The following is a 24,117-nucleotide window of genomic DNA, read 5'->3' as shown; positions in this document are numbered from 1 at the left end:
TTAATAGAGGCCGATTAACTGAGAGCCTTCAGGATCACTCTGATAAAGATCCGGGGTTAATATTTTTCCCGTAAAAAATTTCGTCCATCTCCGTTGTAAGCCGCTCAGTGATCTCTTCAGCTTCCTTAGGATCAAGCTTTTCCTTCGTGTATCCGAATAAATAATTATCTAAGTCAAAATCCCTTATTTTACACTTTGTGTGAAAGGTATGTGCCTGATAAATATTCACATCGATCATATCAAAATCTTCTTTTACTTCTTCAGGAATATAATTTTGGATTGAACTGATTTCATGGTCGATATAAAGTTTTCTTCCGTCCGTGTCCCGTGTAAATCCCCTGACTCTGTAGTCGATTGTCATGATGTCCGTATCAAAGGAATGGATGAGGTAATTAAGGGCTTTTAGCGGGGAGATTTCACCGCATGTGGATACATCAATATCGGCCCTGAATGTGCTGATTCCTTCGTCCGGATGATATTCAGGATAGGTATGGACGGTAATATGGCTTTTATCCAGCTGCATGACTACATTATCAGGCAGCGGGCCAGGAGATTCATCATAGGATTCATCCGGGACTTCCACTACCGGTCCTTCAGATACCAGGACGGTCACACTTGCACCTTGTGGGACATAATCCTGCTGTGCCACATTTAAGACATGGGCACCAATGATGTCGGAAACATTTTTTAATATTTTTGTAAGCCGCTCCGCACTGTATTGCTCATCAATATAATCTATATAGGCTTCACGCTCTTCCCTCGTCTTTGTATAACAGACATCATACATATTAAAGCTTAGTGATTTCGTCAAATTATTAAAACCATGGAGTTCAATTCTTTGTTCCGGTGTTAATTTCAACATGCTTCCCCCTTTGCAGCAGCTATGCATCTGTTCATTTTTATAATTATGTTACCCAAACTATCCTTTTAAAAACGGAAAATATCTAATCACGCAGCCAAAAGAGTTAGAGAATATGGTAAACAGGGTAGAAAAATAAGGAAGGCATCAATATTTTGCAATTCCGCATTTTTAAATCTTATAATGAATGGGCATACCTTTGATAGGGGTTGAAAGGTATATGGGAGGAGATTTATTGAGGAAGTTTTTATTTATTTTTATCCTGTTATTTATCGGTTTCGCCTTTTCACAGCCTGAAGGGAAATTGGCAGATGAATCTAGTTCAGGAACTGTAATTGATAACATAAAATCTGATATTCAGCTTTTTAAAGACAGTGAAGAAGTGCTGGCTATAATAAACGGTGTGATGGAAGAGGCACAAAACTGGGCAGATGAATTCCTTCTTACAATCAGGCAATATACCGGCGATAAAAATCATACACCAGAGGATAAAGCCGAAAAGCCGGTTTTAGAAGCCCCAGAAGAGCAAACCTTTTCTATTCATAATATAGAAATAGGCGATGACAAGTCTGAAATCGAGAGCAAGCTTGGCTCCTCGAAACGTTCCTCTGCAAATGAATTTGGAACAGACTGGCATGCTTATCATGATCAATATCAAAATTTTGTAATGGTCGCTTATGACAAGCAAGAGAAAGCTGCCGGCATCTATACAAATCAGGATTTGATTTCTTCATCAAAAGAGATTGCCTATGGAACGCCAAAGTCTTCAGTTAGGGAGCAGCTTGGAGAACCGCTGGACAAAATGAGAAAGGGATTTGTTATCTATCAGCTCGAAGAGAATCGGGATTATGATCTATACGAATTGGATGGGAATTATGTAACCATATTCTATGATAAGCATCGTGACAATACGGTAACTTCAATACAAATAATCAGTAAAGCACTTGAAGAGCAAAAAGATTCCTTTTATGCCAATGCCAGCAGCTCTCTAAAGGAAGGATTTGAATATCAGCTTTTCGATATTACAAATGCCGAGAGAGTAAATCACGGAGTTCCCGTTATGGAATGGGATGATACTGTTAAGGAAACGGCGCGAAAGCACAGCAGCGACATGGCGCAGAACAATTATTTTGATCATACCAACCTGCAGGGCCTATCCCCTTTTGACAGAATGCAGGCGGATGAAGTTTCATTTATGGTCGCCGGGGAAAACCTTGCTTCCGGTCAATTCAGCAGTATCTTTGCTCATGAAGGATTAATGAACTCACTTGGCCACCGCAAAAATATTCTGCGTGCCGATTATGAATTTTTAGGTGTTGGCGTTGCTTTTAATTCAAAGTCACAGCCTTATTATACAGAAAACTTTTATGCAAAATAAAAGCTCCCGCTTCTGCAGGAGCTTTTTTTCGTGTCTGTTATAGTTGTTCCCCTCTAAATTATTATGTTCCTCAGCCTTATGGCAAAATCCCGCATTTAACCTTTCCCCCCTTGAGTGCATACCATATATCAGCCTATATAAAATTAGGGAGACGAGGGTGATACAGATGGCAGTTGTGAAGGCACGTGAACAAGATATAGATTTGCTGGCCCGCCTCCTTCGGGCTGAAGCAGAAGGGGAAGGCCAGCAGGGCATGTTAATGGTGGGTAATGTGGGAATTAACAGAGTCAGGGGCAATTGTTCGGATTTCATTGGAATTCGTACTATACCTGAAATGATTTATCAGCCGCATGCTTTTGAAGCTGTCCAGAAAGGCTATTTTTATCAGAGGCCAAGAGAAGTGGAAAGAAGACTCGCACGGAGGGCAGTAAGAGGGGAACGGATTTGGCCCGCCAAATTTGCTCTATGGTATTTCAGGCCACCTGGGGATTGTCCAGCTACATGGTATAATCAGCCTTTAGTAGGAAGATTCAAGCTTCATTGCTTTTATGAGCCAACAGCGGAAGAATGCGAGAACATTTACAATACTTTTTAAGAAAAGCGGAAGCGCCTTGCCCACTAAAGGATCGCAGACTAAGAACGCCACGTCCTGTGGCAACATCAGCATGACCCCCATCCTGGGGGCCTCCTCGAGGGGGTGGGCAAGGTGCTAGTATGTTATCGACGTTTAAAAATTATCACTGCTACTTGATTTTGGCGGGGGTTAGTCCGGGAGATTAGATTTCCAAATCCATTAGAATGCCCTTTTTCACGTAGTCAATTATTTTCCGGGCTTCATCAAATGCTCTTTTTCTCCCATAAGGATCCTGCATCCATTGTTCCTTCCCTGTTGCACCATCATCAGAACATACAAGAGAATAGTGAATCCACTTCGGCATATACGTCAACAATGTCATGTGCAGCCTTCTCATATGAAAAGGAGCAGTCACAATGATAATATTGGAGATATTCTCCAGCCCGCACATCCGATCCATAACCAGCATCGAGGCAAGTACATTTTCTTTTGTATGAAGAGAGATATTTTCAATGAAAAGGTCTTTTGGAGGAATTCCGAAACCTATTGCTTTTTTCATTAGCATTTCTGCTTCAGTCAATTCATGTCCAGACCACTTTACACCGCCGGAGAAAAGTAATTTATTTGCCCTGCCTTTTTGATAAAGTCTGATGGCTTCAGGAAGACGATATTCTGCTGCCTTGCTGCTTCCTGGCACAAAGATCAAATCCCCTTTTTGAAGATTATCCTCAATGCCATAGTACAGAAGCCTGGATATATCATTTTCACTTAAATGACTGGGGCTGAATTCTGAGATTTTCACACATCTCCCTCCCTTTCACCCTAGCTAATATTTACCTTTATTATACTATTCATCACGGACAAGAGCTCTTCATACACATGCCTAGAAAAAAATAAAAAGCAGCGGAATCCGCTGCTTTTAGTTTAGAATGTTTTCGCTTTGTCTTTTGCACGTGCAATAGCATCTGCTTTGATTTCTTCGGCTTTATCAGGCATTGCGTTGTGCCCTTCCACAAAAAGTCCTTCAAATGAAGGGACACCGAAGAATTGCATTAATACTGTCAAATAGCGGTGACCCATTTCCATCTCTGCTGCAGGTCCTTCGGAATAAATGCCTCCGCGAGCCTGGATGTGAATCGCTTTTTTATCAGACAATAATCCAATTGGACCTTCTGCCGTATACTTAAAAGCTTTGCCGGCTACTGCTACAGAATCAAGATACGCTTTCATTACTGGAGGGAACGAGAAGTTCCAAAGCGGTGTAACGAAAACATATTTATCGGCTGCAACGAATTGTTCGCTTAATTCAGATAAGCGGCCGACTTTCGCCTTTTCATCTTCTGATAGTTCCTCAAAACCTTTGCCGGACTGAAGTTTACCCCATCCGCTGAATACATCCACATCAATTTGCGGGATATTTTCCTTGTATAAATCAATATGAACTACTTCATCATTTGGATTGGCTTCCTTGTAGGAATCAATAAAAGCCTTTCCTGCTGCCATACTATATGACACCTTATCGTCATGAGGGTGTGCTGTAATATACAAAACTTGAGCCATAATTCAATCACCTTTCCATTTTGAGTTGACATTTTAGTTTGAATCAGAAATAAAGTATGTATTCATCTGCAGTATGAACATTTTTATTCTTAATCCGAGATAATCATATTCAAAATAAAAAAGAAATTCAAATTATCTGCTCATGCTTATCCATCAAAAATAAAAAAGACCCACTACGGGTCCTCCCATTATTCTTGTTCTTCAGTTGAGTATGGATTGGTTCCGATATTTTTTCTCATTTCGTCTGTCAGTTCAAAAGGAATGCTTAAACTTGCTTTATCATCTTTTTCATAATTGATTTGCACACTTCCATCATAATGGAATGGCTTATTTTCCATGCGAAGATCACTCCTAATAGTTTGTTTTAATTTATTATATACTGAAAAGGACCTATTTTGTCAGAAAAATATAAAAATTATATTTTTATTTTCCTGGTTCTATTGTCCCCATTGAACATCCATTTTTATTCTGATTTCTTAAAATATAAAAAAGCATTATTTCCAAAAGGAAATAATGCTCAAATTTCATCAGGGCGTCTTTTTCTGGATTTCCACCAGTTTAAGCCTGTTGTCTTCAATTGATTTTATTTCAAAATGCAGGTGATGATAATCCAGCGTTTCCCCTTCTGCAGGAAAATGACCTATTTCTTTCAATAAGAATCCGGCAAGGATATCCTCATCTTCAGGGATTTTTGTTTTAAAAGCTTCATTAATTCTGCGGATTGAGAGTTTTGCGTGTACAATAATATGGTTTTCAGTTAATTCATCAATAAGGATTTCGCTGCCTTCATCCGTTTCATCCTCTATTTCCTGCCCCAGCATGGCTTCAAGAATATCTTCATGTGAGATGATCCCTTTTGTTCCGCCATATTCATCAAGAACGATTGCGAGGTGCTTCCTTTCTTTCATCATCATTTTGAAGACCTTGTCTATGCTATGAAATTCATATACAAACAAGGGCTCCAGGTCAGTAAAATCTTTCAATGTTTTTTCAGGCTGACTGGACCAGGCGAGCAATATTTTTGAATGAAATACTCCGACAATATTATCCATATTGTCTTTATATACTGGATACCTTGTAAAACGGTTATTCATTACAATATCCTTTGCCTCTTCTATTGTCGCGTCATAAGGAATTCCTTCAATTTCCATTCGAGGGGTTTTCAGTGCGTCGCTGACATCTAAGTTATAAAAATCAATGACCCCTTTAATTCGTTGTGTTTCTTCTTCATGGAAGGTCCCTTCGCTTGTAGCGATATCAACCATGGTAATGAGCTCTTCTTTTGATACAGAAACAGAATCTGCCTGATTTTTAGAAAGGAATTTAATGATGCCTCTAGTGAATTTGGATATTAAAAAAGTGACCGGCTTTAAGATAATCATGAGGACTCGAATTACAGGAAACACTAGATAGGCAATTTTATCGGCAAAGCTTGCAGCAACTGATTTTGGCAGAACTTCTGCAAATAAGATAAGTGCTACAGTCAAAATACCTGTTGCCACACCCACGTTAAATCCGTAATCAAGCGCAATGATGGTAACCAGTGTAGGCAGCATGATATTTGCAATATTATTGCCGATTAAAATTGAAGTAATCATCTCATCAGGTTTCGAGACAACCTCTAATATTCTTTGCGATTTCTTATCGTTGTTATCAGCTCTGGATTTTAATTTCATTTTGTTAACGGCAGTCAGTGCCGTTTCACTTCCTGACAGGAAAAAAGACATAAACATAAAAAACATAATAGCAATAAACAAATTTGGTTTCCTCCATTTTTTATATACATTCATTTGTAATTGTTTTTACCCAATTTGCACACGCAAAAACTGTGCCTTGCAAAATTGAATAATTATCCATTCATTATAAGGTAAATGAAAGCTTATCGAAAATAATAAGCATTTTCGAATAGGCTGAACCTATTTCAATAAAATAAGTCTCTTTGCCCATAATATACTTTGAGCAAATCACCTAAAGGAAGAAGGATAAGATATGCGCAAGGTTTTTTTGATTCTTTGGTGCTTCCTGTTTATTATTCCGTCAGCTGCATGGGGAGATACGGGAGAAAATAATGTGCAGGCAGCTTTTATACGCAATGGCTATTTGTGGTTAAAAACAGGAAATATCGAAGAACAGATTACAGCTGACCCTGCTAAGTTCAATCATACGCCAAAGTGGTCCTATGACGGACAATGGCTTTTATATGAAAAGGAAGCGAAAGAACTGCCTTCGATTGAAAAAAGCACTGAGATATGGGTATACAATGTAAAGGCAAAAAAGCATATAAAGATCTTTCAAGGTGGCGGGAATGCTAAATGGGCACCGTCCGATAATAAGATTGCTTTTACCAGCAACAGTGTTTTAAATATTTCAGATTTGAAAGAATTCCATAACGTAGCTTTAGGAGTAGATGATTTTAATTGGTATCCTGACGGAAAAGGCTTTATTGTGTCTTCAAGCGCTGTCTTAAGGCCTGATGGCTGGACAAGTCCCATCCTATATAAGGTTCAGCTGCCGAACGATCTTGAAAAGCTAAATTTGACCGATTACGTTGAACCTCTTTTCACGATTCCTAAGGAAATTGGCAACGGCAAAGCTTCCATTATGTCCATTAATGCAACCACATTTAAATTTTCACCAGATGGAAAATGGATCTCATTCATTGTTAATCCAACTGCATCATGGTCCATGGACAGTGATATGGTCTGTGTCATCTCTGCAAATGGAAAAAATTTTGAAGTTCTTGATGAGATGATCCTTCATTTGGACGTCCCTAAATGGGCACCCGGCAGAAATTTATTGGGCTATATTGCTGGCGGGGGCAGAATTGTGATGGGCTTTAAAAACAAAAAATTGAAGGTGACTGAATTGCCTGCTTTTAAAACCATGAACCTTACACCAGCAAAATCTGCGGAAATGGGCTTTACCTGGGTGGATAATGAGAGGCTGGTTGCATCACGGGTGGATGAAAGTGAATGGTCCAATGATCCTCAGAGGCGGCCCGAACCAACACTTTGTTTGATTCAGCTAAACAAGACCCAGCAAACCAGAATTACCTATCCCAAAAAAACAATTGGGGATTATGAACCTCTTTATATTAAGGATGCCCGTAAATTAATATGGGTCCGAAAAAAGCTTGCCCAGCAAAAAGGAGATTTATGGATTGCAGATCTCAACGGTAAAAATGCGAAGGTGTGGGCAAAGGATGTTGAACAATATTCGTTTTATGTAAAATAAAAAGCTGGCCAAAAAGCGGTTCCTAATTGGAATCGCCTTTTGGACTTATCATGATAGCTGTTCATTCTTGTGAATGAAAAGGAATATTTCCTCCAATGAGGTGCATCCGTATTCCTTATACACCTGTTTAAGTGCTCCATAGAATTTTAACTTCCCATTAAATAAAATGATTACCTTGTCTGCGATCTCAATGGCGTCTCTCATAATATGACTGCTGACAATGATTGTTTTATTCTGCTCTTTCAGTTCCTTTATTATTTTTTTTAGCTGAATTACCCAATAGGGGTCCAATCCGTCTGTCGGTTCATCGAGGATATAAATGTCCGTTTCCGCAAGCAGACACTGAGCAAGATTAAGCCGCTGGGACATCCCTTTTGAGAATCCTCCAGCTTTTTGGTTCCGTTCGCTCCACAGGCCTGTTTTTTGTAATACCCATTTGATGGATTCCTTGTTTTTATTTAGAAATCGCCTGTAATAATCAAGGATTTCGTAAGGTGTAAGTTCAGATGGGAAAATCAATTGGTCAGGCATGTAAGCAAATGTTTTTTGCTGTTTCGAATGGAATACGACACCTCCTTTGGTAGGACTATCAACGCCTGTAAGCATTTTAATCATCGTACTTTTTCCGGCTCCATTCCCTCCGCACAAAACAATACATTCCCCCTTTTCAATGTGGAGATTCAACGGTGCCAATGCTGTCTTTTTTTTATATGATTTGGATAAATCCTTCAATTCCAAAATCATTTTACACACCTCTCTTCGTTAAAAGCCGGGCTGATGTTATGAAAGTTATAAAAATAATGAGGATAATGGATAATGTCAGGGCAAGTGTGAGAGATCCATTTGCTCCCCACTTCTCGATCATTAAGTATTCCGGACCAAATACATATTCGGAATTCAGTTTTGAAATCGACCAGACGCGAACGGATTCCACAGGGTTTAGAAGGATTAAAAAGAATAGACTGATTTGCTTCAATGAATAAGGAATCCACCCGGTGACTGAAAAGATGATGAATTCATATACAAACACCATAATGATCCAGAAAATGATTGCTGCTGACAGTCCTTGCATCCTTGATTTGGAAATTGCTCCTATCAGTAAAGATACTGCTGAGAATACAAGGATTAAAAACATATTAACCAATAAAAATACTTGAAAAATATGTGCTGCAAAGGAACTGCCCGCCAAAGAGTAAATGAAGCCGAAGAGACCATATGATAGGCCTATCACAAAGAATAATGAGAGAACCAAAGAAAGGAATTTGCTGATCAGGTAATATCCTGAAGATTCATGATAGGTTCTGTATAAGGATAATCTTCCATTTTCTTTATCGGCAATAATGGAACTGCCGCCAAGGATCATACATATAATGGGCAGCATCCAAAGAGAAAGATTCATCAGCATGGCAATTGAACGATTGTAGGCAGACTGGCTAAAATCGGCCGTATCCCCCTCTTCCGGCTTTATTTCTTTGAGGCCGTAATATTCCGGGTTAACACCCATGGTTTCGATATTGGTATTCACACCTTCCAGTCCATATGAAACTTCAGCGGGTTCTGATTTGACAGATTGAAGACCATACAAGTAAAGAAGGCCTGCCAGAAAGAAAAAAAGAATCATAAAATTTAAAAGCCACCTGCTTCTTAACAGTAGCCGAAGCTCATATTTAGTCATAGAATACAATAGTTTGGGATTCATATCGTTTCCTCCTCATGCTGAGGGAAAATTAAGCTTTAATGGCTGTGTTTCATTCCTTCTCCTTTAAAGCTCTTAATATCTGCTTTTAGAATCTCATCTTTCGAATACGCTGTACCTCCGTTTTTTTTCTGAAATTCCTCGGCTTTTTCTAATGATTCAAAGGCTGCAATTCCATAGCTCATGGGACTTTCTATATGGCCGTTCTGTATAAAAGAGCTTGTTTCAAACGATATCCATTCCCTGCTGAGATAATCATGCACAAAGGCAGCATCATATTCAGGATTCTCAGTCTGTATATATTGAGTCATGCAGCCAATGTCATCGAACAAAACAGGCTCCCCGCTTTTCAAAATGAGCTGTGCTGCTGACTCCAGCTCTGCAATACCCATATTGCAGTTATCGCAGCTATCACGATTCTGTTTAATTTCTGTCGGTTCCGTCGCTGATGATGAGCAGGCACTTAACAATATCACCAGAATCGCCATTAGGAGAATAGTTCTATATTTCATTGTGCTTCCTCCCAAAATTAAATATAAGCAAACTTGCCAAAGTGATCAGGAAAAAGAATAGGATTATAGGAAATTCACGGCTATGATTGATATGATTTTTTTCTGAAATGAATTTTTTCTGTTTCACAGGCACAGGTTCAGCAAGCGGCGATTCATCTATGATAAATGCTTGTGATGGAATTGGGGTGTATTGTTCAATCATATTCCATAGCTCTACGGATGGACTTTGATAAAAGACCTGCAATAAAGGCTCATCATCTGCCATCTGATAAAATACATCTCCGCTTTTATAGGCAAAGTCCACTTTATGGTCATTATCCAAATTTAATAAATGATGATCATCAAAATAGTTTCCATAATTGTTTTTACTGAATAGATTCCTGTTATCTTTTTCCGAGATGACTTGTCTTGTATTCCCTGAAAAATTATTTAAATAAATGGTATTATCATTTGAATTCTTCCCAATTTCAAGTCCGGTATCATTTCTCAGAACATTGTTAAATTCAAGTCTGTTTCTTTTTGCATGTTCAAGAATAATCCCTCTGAAATTGCCTTTTACAATATTGGAGGATATTTTGGAATCGAATGTGTCATAAATAAAAATTCCTGCTCCGTCAATCTCTGTATTTTTAAAGAAGTAGTTTTCAAGTATAAAAACTTCATAGCTTTGCATGATCATAAGGCCGTTGATACTTTCGGTTACCTGATTGTCAGCTATTAATATATTTCGCGAATCCATCGTGTGAACGCCATACCGTGCTTTAAACATGATGTTCCCTGTGACTTCACAAAAATCTGAATAGGACACATAAACACCATCCTGTGTGTGATAGAAGTAATTCTCCTTTACTGCAGTATTGGGTGCTTCAACTAAATAAATGCCAAAGCCTTTGTGCCGATTCCTGCCATGGAAGCTGGTAATGAGGTTATTTTCAAACCTGTGTCCATAGGAATTCCTTGCATAGATGCCGTGAAATACATTTCTTAGGGCAATATGATGGAGATAGGCACGGTCTCCTTTCACATATATTCCAGCATTCTGTGATCCGCTTCCCTCCACTTCCAGATTTTCCACAATGACATCATCTGCTGCAATCGTCAGCACATGGCCTTTTTCTGTTCCCAATATTCTTGTTCCTTTATCCCCAATTATGTGAACCTTTCTCTCTATAAGTATGTTTCCTTCATATATTCCGGATTGTAATTTTATGACTGATACCTGTGGGTCTGACAAGGCCGCTTTCAGCTCTTTTGATGAAGCTGCTGTCATTTCCTGAGCGGAAGCTTTTCCGGCAAGGATCAAACTTAAAAATAATAGGATCCATCCGATTTTTTTATACACTCAGCGCTCACCTGCCCGGAAATATGATTTCTGGCCGCCGCCTATTAATTCTAAATAGACCGCCGGAAAAAGGATTCCATTTTTAATTTGTATCTTGTATAATTTATTTTAAGTTGAGTTTTTATTTATATTTAATGGCTCATTGTAGCCTTACCGTCGTCTTCTCCGGTCTCAGTTACCTTCAGGATGGCGACGGCTCCTTTTTGTGCATGGTTAAACTGATGAGTAACAATTGGATAGCTGCCTGCCTTGGTAACTGTAAATTCCACTACTGCACCGCCGCTTGCCGGGAGCATGACCGTTTGGAGACCTTTATAGCGGTTATAAGGGTTGCCATCAATGTAAACATCATCGAACACAGTACCCACCACATGGAAAGAGCTAACTTCATTTGGCCCTACATTATTTATATATATCCTCACCTTATCCCCTACTTTAGCCAGAAGCGGATTATCCTTAAGTGTGAACGTATCCCCATTAGTATTAGGGTCTCCTTTTTTTAAAGCTTTTGTGGAGAAAACCACATGACTGGGAACGCCGTTTGTAAAATCCTCCAGATCGTTGTACTTATACCACTCGTTTTGAATAATTGTATATTCTCTATCAATCTCTTTATCAGTCGGATAGCCGTCTTTAGGCTTTACAATTATAGTTCCGTGCATTCCATTTGCTATATGTGATAATACCGGTGAAGTTCCGCAATGATACATAAACACTCCTGGTTTATTTGCAGGATAACTGAATGTTCCCGTTTCATCTGGCTGAACGTTGGAGAAGTCTTTTGAAGGAGCTGCGTGTACAGCGTGAAAGTCCATGCTGTGCGGTATTGCCGGATCCATGTTTTTTAAGGTGAAATTGATTGTGTCCCCTTCATTAACGACAACTACAGGACCTGGCGCTTCACCATTAAACGTCCATGCTTTATAGAATTTTCCTTTGTCGATTTCAATATCCGTGATTTGGGAAGTCATTTCTACATTTACTTCTTTTGGCCCGACTCTATCAATTTTCAATGGAATGGGCTCCTGATTTAAGTCTTTATGCGGTGCGATTGCCTCGGGCTGAGCTGTTACTGCTGCCAGAACCTTTTCCTCAGGCTGAAGGGAACTTTCCGGTGATGCCCCCTGGCTGCATCCCGATATTAACCCTATGCCTATAGCCGAAGTAAGCAGATATTTTACTCCTTTTTTCATCTTGATTTCCTCCTTATAATCGATTGGTTTATCTGCTTTTATCATATGGTAAATATGGACCGATTTTGGTGATTTTTCTCACAAGACTTTGAAATTCTGTGAAGAGTTTGTGAATTAGTGATCACTTTTCTATTGTTTAAAAGGATAGAAGAGTTATTACTTTAATCGCCAGGTGTTTCAATCATGCCGGCTCCATAAGTGCGTCTCAGCTAATTAATGGACACTTTACATCTATATTACTTTGTAAAAAATTGTTCCTATCTATCTTAAATGGTTTATAATCATTAAATGGAGTTTAGTTGAATCAGATAGAATAGAAGGAGAATTAATTAAAAGATGGATTTTATTATGATTTTAAAAGCGATTATTTTGGGATTTGTTGAAGGAATGACGGAGTTTGCTCCAGTGTCATCTACTGGACATATGATTATTGTGGATGATATGTGGCTCAATACAAAAGAGTTTTTGTCAAAATATGAAGCTAATACTTTTAAAGTTGTCATTCAGCTCGGTTCCATTTTAGCGGTTGTAATTATTTTTAAGGAACGGTTCATGGAAATGCTCGGTCTTGGGGGAAGGAGCAAAAACTCTGAAGAAAAACAGAGCCGTCTGAAATTGTCTCAAGTGATTGTCGGATTAATTCCTGCCGGGATTCTTGGCGTTTTATTTGAGGATTATATTGATGAACACCTGTTTTCAACTGAGACAGTACTGATTGGCTTGGTAATTGGTGCATTTCTGATGATTTTTGCTGATATTTTTGGAGGCAAAGACCCGAAAACAGTTTCAGTTGATCAAATCACCTATAAACAGGCTCTATCTATTGGATTGATTCAGTGCTTCTCACTTTGGCCCGGGTTCTCACGTTCAGGTTCAACCATTTCAGGCGGCGTGCTGCTCGGCCTGTCACACCGTGCTGCAGCTGATTTTACTTTTATCATGGCTGTGCCCATCATGGCTGGCGCGAGCTTTCTATCCTTAATAAAAAATCTTGAGTACTTTTCAGTCGATGCGCTTCCTTTCTTTATTGCAGGCTTCATCAGTGCATTTGTTTTTGCCTTGATTTCAATCCGCTTCTTTTTGAAAATGATCAATAAAGTTAAACTTATTCCTTTTGCCATTTACAGAATTGTACTGGCAGGGGTTATATATTTCATATTCTTTTAAAAAATGAACCCGGGCCTTTACAGCCCGGGTTTTGTTTTGGTTTATAGGACGAAGACGGGAGTGGTTTGGACTCTGGCCCGGGGTTGACTACTTTTCTGTCCGAAGTCGTGGCAGGTTCGGACTCTGGCCCGGGAGTTTCTCCTTTTACTGTCCGAAGTCGTGGCAGGTTCGGACTCTGGCACAGGGATTTTCCCTTTTTCTGTCCGAAGTCGTGGCAGGTTCGGACTCTGGCACAGGGATTTTTCCTTTTTCTGTCCGAAGTCGTAGCGGGTTCGGACTCTGGCAAGGGGTTTTCTCCTTTTTCTGTCCGAGGTCAAGGCAGGTTCGGACTTTGGCACATAGATTTTCCCTTTTTCTGTCCGAAGTTGTGGCAGGTTCGGACTCTGGCACATGAAGTTGTGGCAGGTACGGACTCTATGAGCGTCATGTCGTTTTCTCCTGTCCGAACCAATTGCTTATTTTTAAAACAAATTTTTAAGGAAGTTGAAAATTACCCTCGGAATCCACAGTACGATCCGAATAAATATTGAGATCACAATGGAATCCAGGAATTCATTCAAAATCTCACGCAGCAGCCCTGGTTTTCGTTTTTCGCTTTTCTTAATGGAGTTTCCCGCCTTCCTATTTTTGATCCGCTTCATTTTTTACATCGTCTACAATGCGTTCAGCTGCTTTTCGGTACAAGTTGCTCATGTGAACCAGTGATGTTGCCAGCAGGACTTTTTCAAGCTCAGCTGGCTGATCTTCATTAAGCTCTTTTGCTTCCTCTGCTGCCCTGGATGCCTGATTTTCCAGATCATTCACAAATGCATCAACATTAAGTTTAGTTAAATCGAGGTATAGCTGATAAAAATGGTCCAGATCCATCTTTCCTTCTGCTGTTCGGGTGTTGACGCCATTTAATAGGCTTTTAATATCGTTTATGGATAGAGCCCCTTTAAGCTGATAAATGAAAGCAATTAAAATAAGATGCTCCTTTGAATATTTTTTATTTTTGACAGAAAAAAACAATTTCCCTTTTGCATAGTTATTTATCATTGTCTTAGTTAGCACTTTTTCCTCTTCGTTTCTCGTCGAGCTGCCAAAAGTATTTTCAAATAGCTGGATCACCTGATCCATATATAAATCTATCTGCGGGATATCTTCCAATTGAATTTGATTATCCGCAATGAGTTTACCCATTTCCATATTTATCCCTCAAATCCTCACCTGTTATTATATAAATTCTACTTAAAAAAGCATAAGTTGTAAATATTGACTAGATGACGTTTTGTATATATTATATTAAGTAGTTATTAAAACTACATAAAAGAACATTAGGAGGAGATATTATGAATTCATACATCCGGGAGCCCATAAATGGATTGACCCATTTAGCAGGAGCCATTTTATCCTTTGCCGGATTGCTTGCCATGGTTATCAAAGCCTCACTGACGACATCTTCACCGCTTGCCATTACTGCTGTTGCTATTTTTGGAATCAGTTTGATGCTGCTCTATTCAGCCTCAGCTACCTATCATATGGTGATAGCTAAAGATAAAGTCATTGCCTTTTTAAGAAAGCTGGATCATTCCATGATTTATGTATTGATTGCAGGTTCCTATACACCTTTTTGCCTTATTACTTTAAATGGTGTGACCGGCTGGGTTCTATTTTCCATTGTTTCTGCTGTTGCTTTATCGGGGATTCTGTTTAAAATGATCTGGTTCAGATCTCCCCGCTGGCTATCAACAGCCTTATACATTGCAATGGGATGGATTATTGTTTTTGCCTTTTCGCCGCTTTCTGAGTCTTTAAGCAGTAATGGTGTAATGCTTCTTTTGCTGGGAGGCATCCTATACACGATAGGCGGAGTGATTTATGCGATTAAACCAAAGTTCCTGGAGTTCAAACATTTGGGTTTTCATGAGATTTTTCATATTTTCATTATGATGGGAAGCATGGCACACTTTCTTTGTGTGTTCATGTATGTGATCTGACAGATAGTTAAAAAAGCGGACACCCTCATGTCCGCTTTTTTTGATTAGCTGCCTTCTACATCCTTCACAACAGCTTCTAATTTCTGATCAGAAAATCTAACCATGTTTTTGTAGATGTTCAGGATAGATTGAGCATAATTGGTTCCAGGCACAGCCCATTTGCCATTCAGTTCCTGCCATAGCTTTGCCGAACCTCTTTTCACAAGGCTGAAACGCGGATCCGCCAGTGGATATTTAGGAGGTAGCGGCTGTGTAGAAGCATAGGCATATAAATGCTGAATATGTGCTAAAACGCCTTCTTCCTGTGTGGAAAAGCTTGCTCCTGCCGCACCATTCCCTGTTGCGCCGATTCCTGCATAATTATTCTGGCCAGGTTTAACATCACCAGTGAATCGGAGAAAGTTGGTTTCATGCATGGCCTGTGCAAAAGCTATATCCCCTCTGATACCATAATATTCCCCAATAGCCGAATAGAATGAACCTAAATTGGCAGCATTCGGGTTTACCTGTTTTGCATATTGATTCATATGCTCTGGTGACAAATGCGTTACTCCCAGAATGGAATAGCCTTTGGGTTCAGAAGGCACTGCCGGCGGAGCGTCTGACAGTATATAGGCATCTGTTATTCCCGCTTTTTTTACTGTTTCCAGTTGTTTTTCTGCATTTTCCTTCGTACTGAAAGCACCGGCCTGTACCCTGTACCAGACCGTGCCTGAAATTTCAGCAGTGGCTATAACCGTTTCAATGCTTTTATTTTTTAGAGCGGCAGACCTTTCCTCAGCATTTTTTCTATTTGTAAATGAACCGGCAATCACTCTGTATAGATTACTGGGATCGACTGGCTTTGGCGGCTGCGGCGGGACTGCCGGTTTCGCTTTAAGGCTAAAGGCTTTTGCAATTCCATTAACATGTCCCTGTGCCACCCTTTGTCTCCACAGCGGATCTTTCATTAAAGCGGCATCTGCAGAATTATCAATAAACCCATTTTCTGTTAAAAGGGCTGGCATGGCTGATTCACGCAGTACATGAAAGTCAGCTTTCTTCTTACCTCTATCGATGAGCTTATTCAGTTTAGTGACTTCAGCATGGATAATATTCTGATAGCTGGCTGTCTGGGAAGTGCTGCCAAGGCTGTTATGAATAAAATCTTCATAGCCCCTCGCTGCACCATTCGCGGCATTACAGTGTATGGAGAGGTAAAAATCAGCCCCCCAGCTATTAGCTTCAGATGTCCTTTGGCTCAAACTCTTAGTTGTATCATTTTCACGGCTCATTCTAACTTCTATATTCTGATAGCCGGCCAATAAGATATTTTTTATATTTTTTGCGATATCAAGCGCAATATCTTTCTCTCTTATTCCGTTTCCCTGTGCTCCTGGATCAGTACCTCCGTGTCCAGGGTCTAAATAAAGCTTCATGGTCCTCACTCCTTTATTATTGAATTCTTATATTTCAAAGTTTGGAGCTTCCCAGTTCATTATAAATCAATTTAACACAGCAAGTACTTGCATGTAATAGTGTATGTTTAAAAGCAGAAATGGCTTGTACGCATGACCAAGCAATATTGATTTCCATAGCAGGAATCATAAAAAATTGTCTTTTAATAGGCGACATTCTCATTCAAAAACTTAGGTGCAGCCGTATGCTAATGGTGGAACTAATTTTTCGGGGAGTGAAAAATCATGGGTTTGTGCGGGAAGAAAAACAATAAAGAGTTTGAGAGGCATGATTTTTGCCATGAGCATGATTGCGACTGTGAATGTCATATAAAACCAGACTGGGACGAAGGTAAACACCGGAAAAATTTCTATGAAAATTGTGTTGAAGAGGTTTTGGAGGCCATTTTTAAAGCCCAGAAAAAAGCAGGGTTAGATGATGAATGCAGAAGTTCCTGCCGGGAATCCATTGATGACCTCATGGGAGGACAAAAGAAACCAAAAAAGAATACAATTCCATTCCTTTTATATTGCGGGAGCTGTGAACCATTTAAAGCTACAGGTGTGACCACATTCACTCATCATTCCAAGGAAAAGAAATTTGCTTGTATAACATCATTCATTTTTAGAATTAAAGAATTTGATGGCAAATGTGCTGTATTGGAATTGTTGACTTTCAAGCAATGTAAATCTTCTAAAGACCCGTTTAAATCACATACAAAAGATTTTTGTTCACCTTGCAGCCAAATCGATTGTGAAAACGTAGAAGATCTCATTCCTACAGGTATATGCATAAATGTGGATCTTTCCTGTTTTTGTGCTGTAACCTGTCTGCCTGCCATCCGCTTATAGAACTTTACTATTCCTGCTTGTATTATGGGCTTTGCTAAATGATTCGCCGATTCCTAACACTATGAATAGCCCAGTAAAAAAGGTGCACCATTCTGGCATGGCGCACCTTTTTTGCATTAAGCAGATTAGCCTCCAAAAGCCTCCAGCACATCCTCTACTTCTTTTATATCAACCTCATCTGAAATTGACTCATGAAGAGCCTTCTTCTCTTTATATGCTGGCGTCTGGACTGGAACATAGCCTGATTGCATCATTTTCTTAATTTCATTAATTTCTGCGAGTATGATGTCGCTGTTCATATTTTTGGGATGGAGATAGCTGTTTAAAGCTGATAAAACTAAATGGATCAGCGTATTATTATTGGAATGATAGTCGACTTGATCCTGTATCTTCTTTGAGACTTTTACAGATGCCCCAGTTTTGACATCAATGAACTGATCTGGGATTGTTAATGCGGTCTTATTAACATAGTCGGTATAGGTTCTGAACATTTCCATCATCCTTAACCTTTGGTTGTCATAATATGATTACTTCCTTTATCTCTTTTTAGCTGATTCATTTTTGCCAGAATCATAAGACCAAGGACATTTAATTTCTCCATATTTTCAGGAAACGTTAATTCAATTGGCCTTCCTCTATCCGACCATTTTGCTGCAGCTTCCTGAATTTGCTTTTGGGCGAGTTTGGCTGCTCCTCCAACAGCAATATAACGGACAGCTCCTTTAATCTCTGATGAACTGCTCCTCACCCGATCAAAATGCTCCAGGTATTTAATTGCCATTGACTTCAGCTGCGGCAAAATGTATTTGCTGATATCCTTTCTGACCCCTGCAAAAGGCTCGACATACCACCCTGCGGGTCCTTCTGCCAACTTTTCCTCCAGTTCGGCACGGGAGTCAAATCGGTACATTTCCTTTTTACTCACCCTTTGAATGATGTGATCAAGAAACTGATTGATCCCGAAAGGCTCGCCCTCTACAGATGCGACAGGCTTATTATTTTTTATTCCGACAAAGTCGACAGAGTCTCCCCCAAGGTCTCCGATGATAATCCCTTTTTGTGATTCTTTAACAAGTTCTTCATCCTTGATTCCCAAAGTTTCCTGATCTCTTGTTAATCCCAAATAGGCACAAGCACCTTCTGCACCGACAATGACATCATTGATTATAACTTTAACGGTTAACTCCTTAGGCTCAGAAAGCCCGGGAACTTTATGAAAGATGATCGTATGTGTTCCAGCCAGTTTGTCTTTTAGGCGGGTTTTTCTTTCTTTATACTGTGTTGTCGGAAGAGAAACAGCTAATTGATCAATAGAATAAGTGATTTCTGTTTCTTCCGGATGCTGAAGAACTGCATGATAGCCTGCCAGGCCGAACAGCAGCAAATAGGTTCTATCTTCATCAACTTTCTGGTTATTGAATGCAGTCAGGCTCACGTCCCGCTGTTTAGCCGCTGCTTTTCCGATATAGAAAATTTCCCTTCTATCCACAACGGCCTGGCTCTTTACCTCCACAATTAAATTATCTTCAAACACTATATCATCATCATCGTATGGCTTTTCGTAAAATTCTTCATCAAAAAGAGCAATAGCATTTGGAACTTGATATTCTGACAGAATACCATTTTCAGAAGCTAATGCCTTATACCAGCTGTTTCCGATATCTACAGCAAGAAAATTGTGTCTATCCATTTCTCCTCACTCCTCCTTTTGAATCTTATGCGTGATAGAAGTCCAATTGTGCCCGTACTATTTAGTTTTTATCTCGTTTTACAGTCAGTAAGAGCTTTATTGCAGGGAACAGAGGATTTGAAGGACTCAAATGGCTGAGCTGAACTAAATAGCAGTGTAAAAAAAACGCTGAAAAAGATTTCACTTTATCCTCATTTGCCTCATCCATATATAACAAAATCTAAATACCCATTTTTCGTATTTTCAGTTCTTCCGATTTTTATAGGTAAACGCCCAAACATAGACGATTATCATGCATAGGATGGGATTATCATGATTTCAGGAGGAGCCCAAATGTCAGAAGAACAAAAAGATCGAGATATAGCGGAATGCCAGATTTCTGCTCAAAACTGTGAGTGTGAGAGTACCTTCCATCATCCTCATGTAAGTATTGGAAAAATCACAGCTGAGGTTCCTGTAGTGCTAGCTGAACTTTCACTCCACCTAAACGTAAATGCCATTATAAAGTTTCCGGAACCTGTATTAGAAATTAAAGATATAAAAAAATCAGTAAAGTTGACACAATGCAGGCTATTACTCCCTGCAAACCAGTTATTTGTCAAAGGATTCGTTCGAAAAAATATTCAATATGCTGCCCCTTGTCCAGAAATTGAAATGCATTCTGATAAAAGTGTAGCATCTGATATACATTCTTATACAGTCGATGTGCCTTTTCAATGCGTTACTGAAATAAAGAAATTCCTTACCTGCCCAATCATGCCGGAAATAAACAAGCGATACAATTTCGATTTTCATGTATCAAAGCCAATGCACTGCGGGTTTCCTGAAAAAGATGAGCTTCAATCGAATGACCTTTCCAAATTTCATCAGGAGAGCATGCAGCACTACAACAAATTGCCCTTCTGTGAACTGATTTCAAGCAGAATAATTGAATGGGATGAGGCGATAGATCGCCGTCCTCTGCCTAACTGCTCACCGATTGGTGAAGGTGTCTTCACAAAATTGGAAGAAAAAATGGTTTTAGAATTAGTCATAAAAGTCCTTCAAAAACAGCAAATACGAGTTTCTTCAACTACGAATGATCACGATGACTGTTACGACTGCGATTAAAAATATATTAGTACGGTTAATCCCATGAAGAAGCCATTAATTTCTAAAAACGTCGCGGGAGTTGCCACAATCTCTCAGTGTTAACAAGACTCCCGGACATCTGCCCATAAGTGTATACTGATAAACCTAATTAAAATTGATAAAGCTTTCTAGATTCATGGTAAGGAGGGGACTGGTGAGGATGCTCTTAATTTGCAGCACCTTCCTAAGAAGATGAGTGATATGAGAAGTGCATATAACCGAATTTTTCGTATTGATACAGAATCAGAAAATTTGTCGGATCAGCAGTTAATCTTTCTTTCAAGAAATAAATCAAAAAGCCCAAATTTAGAAAAACCTATAAAAGAAATGGACTTTGAAGAAAACCAAAAAGGATATGGTACGTCTATTTCCGAAAAAAAACCAAAATCATTTCCATTAATTTTACCGCCTCCTGCAGTGGAAGCCCGCCAAATAAGCCAAACTAATATACTGCCTGAAAAAACATCTGATAAGGGGACTTTACGGGAGAATATTGTACCTGCCAAAGAAGAAGCAAGGATGGTCAAGAAAAAAAAATTAAAACTGCCTAAATACCTAAATGAAATGCTGACGCCCTTTTCACCTATGCTGAGCTGGACCCCTTCTTTACCAAGTACGTATACTAACCATAATATTTTTCTTACCGATATAAAATCCACTCAAAGAAAAGGTAATATATCATCTTCTGAGGCAGTTCAAGCTGAAGAAACAATCATGCGTTTTCATCAGGAATTGATACAATCTGAAAACGAAAGCAAATCATCATTAAACCATGAAAATTTACCAAATGATAATGCTCTAATAGAAGACACGGACCTGACTCAGGAATTTATCAGTATGCTAGAATCCTCAGAGACTCTCCAGAAAGCTGAATCCACGGGTGATCTCTCATTCGGCTTTGAAATGGAAAAATTTAAATCAGAAGATGGGAAACTTGAAGTAAGTACTCTTGCTAAAAACGGCAATATTTTATCAGAACCCGCGAATTTCTTTGAGGAGGACTTTGCAGCGATGCTGGAAGAGTCTTCTTCTTCGGATAATGAGTCAGTTAACATTCCTTACCGTCAAGATGAAGCATTTGCGCTGCTTTTAGATGCCTCTTATAACCATAGCGAATCTTCCTCCTATAATCATAAAAACATGGACTATGACCGCCATAAAATTGAAGTTGATTCACTTGAACCAGATGATTCACATCCAACTTTAGAAGATTCACTTAACCCTAAATGGCAAGGAAATTTCAGTGAAGAGTCATCCAGTTATGAAGGAGAATTCTCCCTCCTTCTGAAAAAAGCCTGTAGCTTACTTGATGAGAAGTGCGCAGACACAATACCACTACAGGAGAGGTTTTTGGCTTTATTGGAGGAGTCATCTGATAGTAATCATAAGTTTCTTGAATTATTAAATGAGGAGTTTTTCTCATCCAGTGAATGCGGAGAATCCGAATCACCTTATGACAGAGAGGAAGTGAAATATAATAAAGTATCATCTTTGCTTGAACACTTTTCGGCTATGCTTCAAGATGTTATTTCAAATGAAATTCCCAATTCTGAAAAGGCCGAACCCACTTTACTCCCATCAGAATCTGGGAGTGAAGAAGTAAGCAAAAATGAATTTTCAGCCGAATGCGAAAGTACAAATCGATTCAGTGATGGGCTCTATGATCATTTGGAGGAGTCCTCTTCCAGCAGCATTATAGAAGAAAACACGCGATCTACTAAAGAATCTTTCCGGAAAGGGGTTATTGTTAAACTTCCTGTTTTAATTGGCAAAACAGATATGGAGGTTCAAATCTTTGATTGCTTTCCAATGAACATACATGCAAAGCATATAACTAAAATGGAATGGTCAGTAGAATCATTGAGCTGTAAGGTTCTTCTTCCCTCACAAACGGTTTTTGTTAAAGGGATACTCATAGCTGATATTATGTTCGCTGCTGATAAACAGTTGAAAAGCATCAGGATACCACTCTCAATAGATGAATCCATCAAGCTGGATTGGATTTGCACTCCAGAATTACCGCTTCCTTCGCGTATAAATGAGTTCATATTTCAACATGGAAATGCACACGATTACCATATAGAGTACTTTCAGCAATTTTCCGAGGAAATCACATGTAACCTGAATAAAATCCATATTCTCTGGCACGGAGATATATCGGGAGATGCGGGTATAGAAATACTGGGTAAAGCTATTTTATCAGTCGATTTTTTTCAGAAGCAATTTATACAAATTTAAAAGAGGGTATCTCAAAAGAGACCCTTTCCTTTTTTCAGCCTCATTCTTAGCAATTCATGTTAACTGATTACCCTGTCTGCTTTTCATAGAAAAAAGGCACCTGTAATCGGTACCTTTTCTCCTTTTAAGTTATTACTCTTCCTCTGTAACTGGGGCGGGAGCTGCAGTGAATTGAGTCTGCGATAATCTGATTACAAGGTTAATGTCATCTTTTTCAGTAAATTTGTTAAATTTACCCCATTTATCAAAGTTCGCTAAGAAGTTGCCTTCTGTTAAATTCCAGCTGACTAATTTGCAGCGAATTGGTTCATTCAGGAACTCAAACGTATTGGAACCAAAGGTGCATCTGTCAGCTCCCATACCATCTTTTGCAAGTTCCCTGATTTCTCTGGCATCACTATTCTTTGAACTTAAAGCAGGAATCGGAATAGCAACAGGCAAAGTTACACGAGTGAAACACTTGAATGGAACATTTACCATATAGTCTTTAACATATCCGTCACAGTCTTCAACATATTGGATATTTTTATGAATATATCCTTCTATAAACAATTTTACGTCAGTTGTTGTTGTACCCTCTGCAGGGCGAAGAGGAATGGCTTCACATTGAGTAAGGAAAATATTTTTTCTGATCACTTTAATCTCTGATGCATAATCCGGAAGATGAATATCGGATTCAGTAAGAGCTTGAATAGGGACTTGTCCGATTACAACATCTACTTCTGTACCTGCTACTACCGCACCTGAAACTTCGCAAAAGTGATCATGTGATTTAGCTGTATCGCAAACTGGCATATCTGGACATTTACCATGAGAATGCCCTTTGCCACAGCCGCAACTATTATTTTTTTTCATATTATAAACTCCTTATCATTTTATTTAGTCAAATTCAATTAAGCTCTGTTCTGTTTCAGAAAGCTTAATATCTTCTGACTTACTACTTATATATGTAAGGAGTAATGGATTTGAATGGACAAGTTCATTAGGTCAAATAATCAATTTATCATTTTTGCAATAAAAACAGCATATGCGGAGAAGGCTGATTTTTCACATCTTATTTCACTCCTAACAATCGAGCGTCAAACATATGTCCATTTCCACACACGCCGCCATATCTTTCTCCTTCCCTTCTCTATTAATATTATGTTCCATGAGGATAAACGGCGTAAAGCATTAGAAGAGCAATCTTAAATAGAGAGTCCATCAAGCTGGATGCGATTTGTGACCCTGAATTGCCGCTTCCATTATGTGAAAATAACTCGATTAGGTATAGAAT

At 39.1% G+C, this 24,117-nt stretch carries 24 protein-coding genes; 9 read left to right on the top strand and 15 right to left on the bottom strand.

Features of this window, described 5'->3' with window-relative positions; genetic code table 11:
* Positions 1-34: 34 nt before the first annotated feature.
* Positions 35-859, bottom strand: a complete 825-nt coding sequence (speD, locus tag MKY20_RS17230; RefSeq protein WP_341003387.1) for an adenosylmethionine decarboxylase — start codon at positions 857-859, stop codon at positions 35-37.
* Between the two features lie 235 nt (positions 860-1,094).
* On the opposite strand from speD, the gene MKY20_RS17225 reads away from it, so the two are divergent.
* Positions 1,095-2,237 carry a CAP domain-containing protein gene (locus tag MKY20_RS17225; protein WP_284521985.1) on the top strand — a complete coding sequence of 381 codons (1,143 nt, stop codon included), beginning with the start codon at positions 1,095-1,097 and terminating at the stop codon, positions 2,235-2,237.
* A gap of 166 nt (positions 2,238-2,403) precedes the next feature.
* A complete protein-coding gene (locus MKY20_RS17220; protein ID WP_019379782.1) occupies positions 2,404-2,832 on the top strand; it encodes a cell wall hydrolase in 429 nt (142 codons plus the stop codon).
* A 181-nt stretch (positions 2,833-3,013) separates the two neighbouring features.
* Here MKY20_RS17220 and MKY20_RS17215 read toward each other — a convergent pair whose 3' ends face one another.
* From MKY20_RS17215 to MKY20_RS17200, 4 genes are all read right to left on the bottom strand, one after another.
* Entirely contained in the window at positions 3,014-3,613 is a 600-nt protein-coding gene (locus MKY20_RS17215; protein WP_217024747.1) for a YdcF family protein, read from the bottom strand.
* A 122-nt stretch (positions 3,614-3,735) separates the two neighbouring features.
* On the bottom strand, positions 3,736-4,371 hold the full coding sequence (locus tag MKY20_RS17210; protein ID WP_009334459.1) for an FMN-dependent NADH-azoreductase: 636 nt from the start codon (positions 4,369-4,371) through the stop codon (positions 3,736-3,738).
* Between the two features lie 188 nt (positions 4,372-4,559).
* Complete coding sequence (locus tag MKY20_RS17205) at positions 4,560-4,709, bottom strand: hypothetical protein (protein WP_009334457.1); 150 nt, start codon at positions 4,707-4,709, stop codon at positions 4,560-4,562.
* Positions 4,710-4,898: 189 nt separating this feature from the next.
* On the bottom strand, positions 4,899-6,128 hold the full coding sequence (locus MKY20_RS17200; RefSeq protein WP_251174556.1) for a CNNM domain-containing protein: 1,230 nt from the start codon (positions 6,126-6,128) through the stop codon (positions 4,899-4,901).
* Between the two features lie 232 nt (positions 6,129-6,360).
* On the opposite strand from MKY20_RS17200, the gene MKY20_RS17195 reads away from it, so the two are divergent.
* A complete protein-coding gene (locus tag MKY20_RS17195) occupies positions 6,361-7,605 on the top strand; it encodes a TolB family protein (RefSeq protein WP_217024740.1) in 1,245 nt (414 codons plus the stop codon).
* 48 nt (positions 7,606-7,653) lie between these two features.
* Here MKY20_RS17195 and MKY20_RS17190 read toward each other — a convergent pair whose 3' ends face one another.
* From MKY20_RS17190 to MKY20_RS17170, 5 genes are all read right to left on the bottom strand, one after another.
* On the bottom strand, positions 7,654-8,349 hold the full coding sequence (locus tag MKY20_RS17190; RefSeq protein ID WP_217024738.1) for an ABC transporter ATP-binding protein: 696 nt from the start codon (positions 8,347-8,349) through the stop codon (positions 7,654-7,656).
* Between the two features lies 1 nt (position 8,350).
* Positions 8,351-9,304, bottom strand: coding sequence for an ABC transporter permease (locus tag MKY20_RS17185; protein ID WP_251264491.1), 954 nt, complete (start codon positions 9,302-9,304; stop codon positions 8,351-8,353).
* Between the two features lie 35 nt (positions 9,305-9,339).
* The gene (locus MKY20_RS17180; RefSeq protein ID WP_217024734.1) at positions 9,340-9,813 is read right to left on the bottom strand and encodes a nitrous oxide reductase accessory protein NosL; all 474 of its coding nucleotides are present in this window, start codon (positions 9,811-9,813) and stop codon (positions 9,340-9,342) included.
* Positions 9,803-11,155 (bottom strand): right-handed parallel beta-helix repeat-containing protein, encoded by a 1,353-nt coding sequence (locus tag MKY20_RS17175; protein WP_341002104.1) that lies wholly within the window; start codon positions 11,153-11,155, stop codon positions 9,803-9,805. Before MKY20_RS17175 ends, MKY20_RS17180 begins: the two co-directional genes overlap by 11 nt.
* Before the next feature lie 131 nt (positions 11,156-11,286).
* Entirely contained in the window at positions 11,287-12,348 is a 1,062-nt protein-coding gene (locus tag MKY20_RS17170) for a multicopper oxidase domain-containing protein (RefSeq protein ID WP_252246446.1), read from the bottom strand.
* Positions 12,349-12,684: 336 nt separating this feature from the next.
* On the opposite strand from MKY20_RS17170, the gene MKY20_RS17165 reads away from it, so the two are divergent.
* Positions 12,685-13,515, top strand: coding sequence for an undecaprenyl-diphosphate phosphatase (locus MKY20_RS17165; RefSeq protein WP_217024726.1), 831 nt, complete (start codon positions 12,685-12,687; stop codon positions 13,513-13,515).
* A gap of 621 nt (positions 13,516-14,136) precedes the next feature.
* Here the strand turns inward: MKY20_RS17165 and MKY20_RS17160 are convergent.
* Positions 14,137-14,703: a DUF1836 domain-containing protein gene (locus MKY20_RS17160; protein ID WP_341002095.1), complete on the bottom strand. Its 567-nt coding sequence runs from the start codon at positions 14,701-14,703 to the stop codon at positions 14,137-14,139.
* 143 nt (positions 14,704-14,846) lie between these two features.
* Here MKY20_RS17160 and trhA point away from each other — a divergent pair, with 143 nt between their 5' ends.
* Entirely contained in the window at positions 14,847-15,494 is a 648-nt protein-coding gene (gene trhA / locus MKY20_RS17155; protein WP_258753454.1) for a PAQR family membrane homeostasis protein TrhA, read from the top strand.
* A 44-nt stretch (positions 15,495-15,538) separates the two neighbouring features.
* On the opposite strand, the gene MKY20_RS17150 is transcribed toward trhA, so the two are convergent.
* Positions 15,539-16,912: an N-acetylmuramoyl-L-alanine amidase gene (locus MKY20_RS17150; protein WP_284521977.1), complete on the bottom strand. Its 1,374-nt coding sequence runs from the start codon at positions 16,910-16,912 to the stop codon at positions 15,539-15,541.
* A gap of 264 nt (positions 16,913-17,176) precedes the next feature.
* Here MKY20_RS17150 and MKY20_RS17145 point away from each other — a divergent pair, with 264 nt between their 5' ends.
* The gene (locus MKY20_RS17145) at positions 17,177-17,782 is read left to right on the top strand and encodes a CotY/CotZ family spore coat protein (RefSeq protein WP_009334444.1); all 606 of its coding nucleotides are present in this window, start codon (positions 17,177-17,179) and stop codon (positions 17,780-17,782) included.
* 125 nt (positions 17,783-17,907) lie between these two features.
* On the opposite strand, the gene MKY20_RS17140 is transcribed toward MKY20_RS17145, so the two are convergent.
* Both MKY20_RS17140 and MKY20_RS17135 read right to left on the bottom strand, forming a co-directional pair.
* Entirely contained in the window at positions 17,908-18,273 is a 366-nt protein-coding gene (locus tag MKY20_RS17140) for a hypothetical protein (protein WP_019381055.1), read from the bottom strand.
* 11 nt (positions 18,274-18,284) lie between these two features.
* Positions 18,285-19,472 (bottom strand): ParM/StbA family protein, encoded by a 1,188-nt coding sequence (locus tag MKY20_RS17135; RefSeq protein WP_019381056.1) that lies wholly within the window; start codon positions 19,470-19,472, stop codon positions 18,285-18,287.
* Positions 19,473-19,805: 333 nt separating this feature from the next.
* Here MKY20_RS17135 and MKY20_RS17130 point away from each other — a divergent pair, with 333 nt between their 5' ends.
* Both MKY20_RS17130 and MKY20_RS17125 read left to right on the top strand, forming a co-directional pair.
* Positions 19,806-20,582 carry a CsxC family protein gene (locus tag MKY20_RS17130; RefSeq protein WP_019381057.1) on the top strand — a complete coding sequence of 259 codons (777 nt, stop codon included), beginning with the start codon at positions 19,806-19,808 and terminating at the stop codon, positions 20,580-20,582.
* 192 nt (positions 20,583-20,774) lie between these two features.
* The gene (locus tag MKY20_RS17125; RefSeq protein WP_341002085.1) at positions 20,775-22,841 is read left to right on the top strand and encodes a hypothetical protein; all 2,067 of its coding nucleotides are present in this window, start codon (positions 20,775-20,777) and stop codon (positions 22,839-22,841) included.
* 132 nt (positions 22,842-22,973) lie between these two features.
* Here the strand turns inward: MKY20_RS17125 and MKY20_RS17120 are convergent, their stop codons facing one another.
* Positions 22,974-23,696, bottom strand: a complete 723-nt coding sequence (locus MKY20_RS17120; RefSeq protein ID WP_009334438.1) for a CsxC family protein — start codon at positions 23,694-23,696, stop codon at positions 22,974-22,976.
* A gap of 114 nt (positions 23,697-23,810) precedes the next feature.
* Between MKY20_RS17120 and MKY20_RS17115 the strand changes: the two genes are divergently transcribed.
* Positions 23,811-24,032: a hypothetical protein gene (locus tag MKY20_RS17115; protein WP_019381059.1), complete on the top strand. Its 222-nt coding sequence runs from the start codon at positions 23,811-23,813 to the stop codon at positions 24,030-24,032.
* The last annotated feature ends 85 nt before the right edge of the window (positions 24,033-24,117 follow it).

The organism is Cytobacillus sp. FSL W8-0315 (assembly GCF_038002905.1).
Lineage (GTDB): Bacteria > Bacillota > Bacilli > Bacillales > Cytobacillaceae > Cytobacillus > Cytobacillus pseudoceanisediminis.
Note: the sequence above shows the minus strand (reverse complement) of the source record. Positions and strands in the feature narration are given on the sequence as shown.

Excerpts from the sequence above, each read along its gene's own strand:
- MKY20_RS17220 (WP_019379782.1), top strand. The coding sequence starts at position 2,404 with ATGGCAGTTGTGAAGGCACGTGAACAAGATATAGATTTGCTGGCCCGC.
- MKY20_RS17210 (WP_009334459.1), bottom strand. The coding sequence starts at position 4,371 with ATGGCTCAAGTTTTGTATATTACAGCACACCCTCATGACGATAAGGTG.
- MKY20_RS17205 (WP_009334457.1), bottom strand. The coding sequence starts at position 4,709 with ATGGAAAATAAGCCATTCCATTATGATGGAAGTGTGCAAATCAATTAT.
- MKY20_RS17195 (WP_217024740.1), top strand. The coding sequence starts at position 6,361 with ATGCGCAAGGTTTTTTTGATTCTTTGGTGCTTCCTGTTTATTATTCCG.
- MKY20_RS17190 (WP_217024738.1), bottom strand. The coding sequence starts at position 8,349 with ATGATTTTGGAATTGAAGGATTTATCCAAATCATATAAAAAAAAGACA.
- MKY20_RS17185 (WP_251264491.1), bottom strand. The coding sequence starts at position 9,304 with ATGAATCCCAAACTATTGTATTCTATGACTAAATATGAGCTTCGGCTA.
- MKY20_RS17180 (WP_217024734.1), bottom strand. The coding sequence starts at position 9,813 with ATGAAATATAGAACTATTCTCCTAATGGCGATTCTGGTGATATTGTTA.
- MKY20_RS17170 (WP_252246446.1), bottom strand. The coding sequence starts at position 12,348 with ATGAAAAAAGGAGTAAAATATCTGCTTACTTCGGCTATAGGCATAGGG.
- MKY20_RS17165 (WP_217024726.1), top strand. The coding sequence starts at position 12,685 with ATGGATTTTATTATGATTTTAAAAGCGATTATTTTGGGATTTGTTGAA.
- MKY20_RS17160 (WP_341002095.1), bottom strand. The coding sequence starts at position 14,703 with ATGGAAATGGGTAAACTCATTGCGGATAATCAAATTCAATTGGAAGAT.
- trhA (WP_258753454.1), top strand. The coding sequence starts at position 14,847 with ATGAATTCATACATCCGGGAGCCCATAAATGGATTGACCCATTTAGCA.
- MKY20_RS17150 (WP_284521977.1), bottom strand. The coding sequence starts at position 16,912 with ATGAAGCTTTATTTAGACCCTGGACACGGAGGTACTGATCCAGGAGCA.
- MKY20_RS17145 (WP_009334444.1), top strand. The coding sequence starts at position 17,177 with ATGGGTTTGTGCGGGAAGAAAAACAATAAAGAGTTTGAGAGGCATGAT.
- MKY20_RS17140 (WP_019381055.1), bottom strand. The coding sequence starts at position 18,273 with ATGTTCAGAACCTATACCGACTATGTTAATAAGACCGCATTAACAATC.
- MKY20_RS17135 (WP_019381056.1), bottom strand. The coding sequence starts at position 19,472 with ATGGATAGACACAATTTTCTTGCTGTAGATATCGGAAACAGCTGGTAT.
- MKY20_RS17130 (WP_019381057.1), top strand. The coding sequence starts at position 19,806 with ATGTCAGAAGAACAAAAAGATCGAGATATAGCGGAATGCCAGATTTCT.
- MKY20_RS17120 (WP_009334438.1), bottom strand. The coding sequence starts at position 23,696 with ATGAAAAAAAATAATAGTTGCGGCTGTGGCAAAGGGCATTCTCATGGT.
- MKY20_RS17115 (WP_019381059.1), top strand. The coding sequence starts at position 23,811 with ATGGACAAGTTCATTAGGTCAAATAATCAATTTATCATTTTTGCAATA.